Here is a 5,317-nt window from a genome sequence, read left to right as displayed (position 1 = left end):
GATCTCCTGTCAGAGGCTGACGCCTGACCAGATTCGCACGGCCAGCGGCAGCGACCAGCACCAGGGCGTTGCCGCCGCCGTTTCCCCCCTGCCCGTCGATTCGATAGAATCGATCCTTGCCGGAACCGGTAGCAACGGCGGCACCTGCCTGCTGGTGCTGCTGGACAGTATCGTGGATCCAAACAATCTGGGCGCCATTGTCCGCACGGCGCACTGTGTGGGTGCCAATGCACTCGTGGTACCCAAAGATCGCGCCGTCGGGGCGACCCCGGCGGTATCCAAGGCCTCCGCCGGCGCCCTGGAACACACGCGGCTGTGCCGGGTGACCAATCTGGCAGCGACTATGGAATCACTGAAAAAAGGGGGCGTTTGGGTGGCCGGCCTTTCCATGCAGGCTGATCAGACGGTTTTTCAAGCGAACCTGAAAGGCCCCCTGGCCCTAGTGGTGGGGGGCGAGGAAAAGGGGTTGCGTCCGCTGGTCAGGCAGCATTGTGACTTCCTGGTCTCAATTCCACTGCGGGGCCGCGTGGATTCGCTCAACGCGTCGGCCGCGGCCGCGGTCGTACTCTACGAAGCCTTCCGGCAGCGCGAGCTGGCGGGATGACAATATTATTTTGAATGATGAATTATTAATTTTGAATGGCGGTTTGGGCCATTTTATAACGGTACAAAACCCTTAATTCAAAATTAAAAAATTAAAAATTGATCATTGGGTATTAACCCGGGAGGAGCGCCTCATGACAGATGCAGAAAAAATTAAAAAAAACAGCGACGGCAGTCTGAACGTTCCGGATCAACCGATCATTCCCTTCATCGAAGGCGACGGCATCGGGCCCGATATCTGGCGGGCGACCCGGCTGGTCATCGACGCGGCGGTTGAAAAAACTTACGCCGGAAAACGAAAGATATCCTGGCTGGAACTGCCGGTTGGGGAAAAAGGGTACGAGAAAACCGGCAACTACCTGCCGCAGGAGGCCCTGGACGCCATTGAAGCCAACGTTGTGGCCATCAAAGGGCCACTGACCACGCCCATTGGCAAGGGGATACGCAGCCTCAACGTGGCCATCCGGCAGAAGTTGGACCTGTATGCCTGCGTTCGCCCGGTGCGTTATATCGAAACGGTTCCCAGCCCCATGAAACATCCGGAAAAGATCAACATGGTTGTGTTCCGGGAAAACACCGAAGATCTGTACGCGGGCATCGAGTGGGCCTCTGGATCCGACGAGGCCAACTCGGTGGCTGATTTTTTAAAAACCAAAATGGGGGTCGACCTGCCGCCCGCCGCCGGCATCGGCATCAAGCCCATCAGCCCGGCCAATACCAAACGTCTGGTGGCCAGCGCCATTGTTCACGCCCTGGAGAACGGTTTTCCCAGTGTCACGCTGATGCACAAAGGCAATATCATGAAGTTCACCGAAGGTGCTTTTGCCCAATGGGGCTACCAGGTGGCCAGGGAGCGGTTTGCCGACCGGACGGTCACGGAGGCACAGCTCTATGACCAATACGACGGAAAGGTTCCCTCAGGACGGGTGGTGATCAAGGACCGAATAGCGGACATGCTGTTTCAGCAGGTACTTCTGCGACCCGACGAATACAGTGTCATTGCCACGCCCAACCTCAACGGCGACTATATATCCGATGCACTGGCCGCCCAGGTGGGCGGTCTGGGCATGGCGCCGGGGGCCAATATCGGCGACGCCTGCGCCGTGTTCGAGGCTACCCACGGCACTGCCCCGAAATACACCGGTCTGGATAAGGTGAATCCCGGTTCCCTGATCCTGTCCGGTGCCATGATGCTCGATTACATGGGGTGGAAAGAGGCGGGGACCGCCGTCCGCGATGCGGTTCAGGCGGCGATCAAGAAGCGCCGGGTGACCTATGATCTGGCGCGGCAGATCGAGGGCGCTCAAGAAGTGAAATGCTCCGAGTTTGCCGCGGCTATCGTCGCACAGATGAAATAGGACGTTGACATGCTGGGTCGAGCGAGGCTGGCCGGAGTGGTCAAGCGGCTGCTGCATGACATGGGTGACGCCCTTTTTCCGGTTAAATGCCTGGGTTGCGGGAGGCTTTTTCAGCACGAGGCCGCAACCCCGCCAACGACCCGATCGGCCAAATTTTCCGCTGCAATGGCCGCTCACTTTTGTTTGTCCTGCCGAGACCGGTGGACTGAGGTGGCGTCCCCGTTGTGCTGCCGGTGCGGGCTGGTATTCAAGAGCCGCGAGGGGGATGATCACCTCTGTGGCCGATGCCTGGAACGACCCGGTGCCTTTACCCGTGCCCGCGCCGCCGGTATCTATGATGACACACTGAAAACGGCGATCCATGCCCTCAAGTTCAAAGGCAAGGTGAGCCTGGCCGAGCCGCTGGGAAGCCTGCTTTTGGATACCTTCCGGTGCTATTGGACGGCCGGCGACATCGATGTGGTGGCACCGGTTCCCCTTCACCGGCGTCGATTCCGCCGGCGGGGTTTCAACCAGGCCTACCTGCTGGTAAAAGGGTGGGCGCTGCCCGACAAGACCGTGGTCATTCGTGATCTGCTGGTGCGCACCCGGGCCACCGACGCTCAGACGGGATTGGACAGGCAGCAGCGGCGGATCAACATCCGGAATGCCTTTGCCATGAGCCGTCGCGGTCAAAGTTCAGGCAAGCGGGTGCTGCTGGTGGATGATGTGCTGACCACGGGCGCCACGGCCGAGGCCTGTACGGATGCCCTGATACGGGATGGCGCCAGACGGGTGGATGTGTTGACGCTGGCCAGGGCACTGTAGTTCTGCAGGTGTCCATCCAGAAACGGCATCTTTTGGCCCGGGCCGGTGTTCTCGCTCTGCCGACATCCTCAACGTAGCGCTGCTACGCCTGCGGTTTCGACATCGCTGCGGCCTTGGCCCGAACCAATAGCTACCATCTCCGGAAGGACACCATATGGCACTTTTTCGTCATCTAAGGAGACCGTTTGTTTCTGGTAAAACATAAACAAAACTACCTGTTTCAATATTCGGCGCTTGCGCAGATCCCTGGTTTGGTCCACGCTGTGGTGAGCCGAACGGGGGGGGGCAGCCGGCCTCCCTTTGACGGATTGAACCTGGGCCATGGGGTGGGTGACGACCCGGCGGCAGTCACGGCCAACCGGAATCGATTGCGGCAAATGACCGGTGGCGGCATTCATGTTTACACCCGCCAGAATCACGGCACATCTATCCGGACCATCGACCGGGAAGCAATTGACCGCGGGGAGGCGATTCAAACGGAGTCGGTGCCGGCCGATGCACTGATTTCCGATGTGCCGGGTATTCGGCTGTTGATCCAAACAGCGGACTGCCAGGCGGTGATGCTTGTCGACCCGCAAAGACGGGTGGTGGCCAACATCCACTGCGGCTGGCGGGGCAGCGTGGCTGACATCATCGGCCGCACCGTTTCGCGTATGGTTAACGAATTCGGTTGCGACCCTGGGCAGATGACCGCTGCCATCGGTCCGTCCCTGGGACCCTGCTGTGCCGAGTTCGTCAATTTTAAAGATGAAATTCCCCAACAATTCTGGCCCTTTCGTGTGGGCGCGCACCATTTCGATTTCTGGCGCATCAGCCGGCACCAGCTGACCACGGCCGGCCTGGTCGACGACAACGTGCACGGCCCCGGCGTATGCACCCGGTGCAATCCACACCTTTTTTTTTCCTACCGGGCGGCGAGGGAAACCGGTCGTTTCGCCGCCTTGATCGGGTTGGACATGGAGAGGATATGATCGCACAAGACACCATCGTATTGAGCAACCAGCCGGCAGCGCCAGGCTACTTCCGCATGGGGCTGACCTGCGTCACCGGTTTTGACACCGCCAAACCCGGCCAGTTCATCATGGTCCGCACCGGCACCGACGGCACACCCCTGTTGCGCCGCCCCTTTTCCCTATTGGGCCTGATACGGGAGGCGGATCGGGTGACCGGGATCGAAATCCTTTATCGAGTGGTGGGAAAGGGAACCGAACGGTTGTCCAGATGCCGTGACGGTGATCGACTGTCCCTCATCGGGCCGCTGGGAAACGCATTTATCGTGCCCGAAGACTGCCGTCAACTGGTGCTCGTGGCCGGCGGCATCGGTGTGCCGCCCATCCGCTTTCTGGCCCAGTCGATGCTGGAGCGGGAGGGCGATCTCCATCGCTGCGTGGTATTCGTCGGCGGCAGGACCAAGGACGACCTGGTGTGCCTCACCGAATTCGACCTTCCCGGTTTTTTGCTGGACGTGTCCACCGATGACGGCAGCCAGGGGAATCAGGGGATGGTGACCCGCAGCCTGGAAAAGGCCCTGGATGCCGGTCCGGTGGATCTCGTCTGCGCCTGCGGTCCGCCGGGAATGCTCAAGGCGGTTTCCGCCATTGCAAGGGAGCGCGGTATCGCCTGCCAGGTTTCCATCGAGGCCATGATGGCCTGTGGGATGGGCGCTTGTCTAGGGTGTGCCGTGAAAGTGCGGGACGACAGCCAACACTATCGGCACGTCTGTGTGGACGGCCCGGTTTTCGATGCTCACCGGCTCGCGTGGTGACGGTGTTCGGCGCTTTTGACCCACTTTGAGATTGACTTGGATCCCGAGCTGTGTTAGACGCAAGCATTCCGATCAAGGCCTGATCTGACGCCACTTTGCGGTCGGAGAAGGGTCGAATCCCATGAACAAAGAAACGCGAAGGTGGATACGAGATCTGGCTTATTATTCGAGCCTGGGTTTCTCGGTGTCACTCTCCATTTTTATCGGACTTGGGATCGGGGTGTATCTGGACCGACGCTTTGACACGACACCGTGGTTGACGCTGGTCTTCTTGGGGTTCGGCATCGCCGCCGGATACCGCAACATCGGCCTGGCGATAAAAAAAAGCCGCAAACTGTGACCCGTAGCAGCGAAAAATTGTCTACCGTGAACACTATTCAGCAGCGCTTGCTCACATTCGTTACGCGATCCAACTGGGTGCTTCTGGCTGCGGTCAGCCTGCTGGGACTGGTGGCATCGACCCCGGCCTTCGCCCGGGGCATCATTTTTGGCGGACTTATCGTTACCATCAATTTTCACCTGTTGGCCCATACCCTGAACAAGGCTCTTCGACCCAAGCGGCTGACGTCCCCCAACGTGGTTCTGATCAAATACTACATTCGATTCATCATCAGCGGGGTGATTATCTTCTTTCTCATCAGCCAGCAGGTGGTGAACCCCATCGGTCTGTTCATCGGTCTTTCCGTCGTGGTTGCCAGCATCATCCTGGCCACCATGGTTGAGCTCAAAAAACTAATTTTCAAGGAGGCGGTCTAAGGATGGAGCATCCCTATCTATTTTTCGT

General features: G+C 59.1%; 7 protein-coding genes. All 7 read left to right on the top strand.

The genetic code is table 11. The features are described 5' to 3' along the window. Positions 1 to 604 (top strand): 23S rRNA (guanosine(2251)-2'-O)-methyltransferase RlmB (gene rlmB, locus ABYV26_RS20100; RefSeq protein WP_372683147.1); only part of this gene is annotated, 604 nt, incomplete at its 5' end. Positions 605 to 737: 133 nt separating this feature from the next. Beyond that, the gene (gene icd, locus ABYV26_RS20095; RefSeq protein WP_372683146.1) at positions 738 to 1,961 is read left to right on the top strand and encodes an isocitrate dehydrogenase (NADP(+)); all 1,224 of its coding nucleotides are present in this window, start codon (positions 738 to 740) and stop codon (positions 1,959 to 1,961) included. Positions 1,962 to 1,970: 9 nt separating this feature from the next. Next, the gene (locus tag ABYV26_RS20090; protein ID WP_372683145.1) at positions 1,971 to 2,768 is read left to right on the top strand and encodes a ComF family protein; all 798 of its coding nucleotides are present in this window, start codon (positions 1,971 to 1,973) and stop codon (positions 2,766 to 2,768) included. A 185-nt stretch (positions 2,769 to 2,953) separates the two neighbouring features. Further along, positions 2,954 to 3,739: a peptidoglycan editing factor PgeF gene (pgeF, locus tag ABYV26_RS20085; protein ID WP_372683144.1), complete on the top strand. Its 786-nt coding sequence runs from the start codon at positions 2,954 to 2,956 to the stop codon at positions 3,737 to 3,739. Continuing rightward, the gene (locus ABYV26_RS20080) at positions 3,736 to 4,533 is read left to right on the top strand and encodes a dihydroorotate dehydrogenase electron transfer subunit (RefSeq protein ID WP_372683143.1); all 798 of its coding nucleotides are present in this window, start codon (positions 3,736 to 3,738) and stop codon (positions 4,531 to 4,533) included. Before pgeF ends, ABYV26_RS20080 begins: the two co-directional genes overlap by 4 nt. 121 nt (positions 4,534 to 4,654) lie before the next feature. Continuing rightward, positions 4,655 to 4,873 carry an AtpZ/AtpI family protein gene (locus tag ABYV26_RS20075; RefSeq protein WP_372683142.1) on the top strand — a complete coding sequence of 73 codons (219 nt, stop codon included), beginning with the start codon at positions 4,655 to 4,657 and terminating at the stop codon, positions 4,871 to 4,873. A gap of 26 nt (positions 4,874 to 4,899) precedes the next feature. After that, a complete protein-coding gene (locus tag ABYV26_RS20070; RefSeq protein WP_372683141.1) occupies positions 4,900 to 5,289 on the top strand; it encodes an ATP synthase subunit I in 390 nt (129 codons plus the stop codon). The last annotated feature ends 28 nt before the right edge of the window (positions 5,290 to 5,317 follow it).

Source organism: Desulfosarcina sp., from assembly GCF_041551955.1.
Taxonomy (GTDB): domain Bacteria; phylum Desulfobacterota; class Desulfobacteria; order Desulfobacterales; family Desulfosarcinaceae; genus Desulfosarcina.
The sequence above is the reverse complement of the archived record's forward strand: the minus strand, read 5'-3'. Positions and strand labels throughout refer to the sequence as shown.

Excerpts from the sequence above, each read along its gene's own strand:
- icd (WP_372683146.1), top strand. The coding sequence starts at position 738 with ATGACAGATGCAGAAAAAATTAAAAAAAACAGCGACGGCAGTCTGAAC.
- ABYV26_RS20090 (WP_372683145.1), top strand. The coding sequence starts at position 1,971 with ATGCTGGGTCGAGCGAGGCTGGCCGGAGTGGTCAAGCGGCTGCTGCAT.
- ABYV26_RS20080 (WP_372683143.1), top strand. The coding sequence starts at position 3,736 with ATGATCGCACAAGACACCATCGTATTGAGCAACCAGCCGGCAGCGCCA.
- ABYV26_RS20075 (WP_372683142.1), top strand. The coding sequence starts at position 4,655 with ATGAACAAAGAAACGCGAAGGTGGATACGAGATCTGGCTTATTATTCG.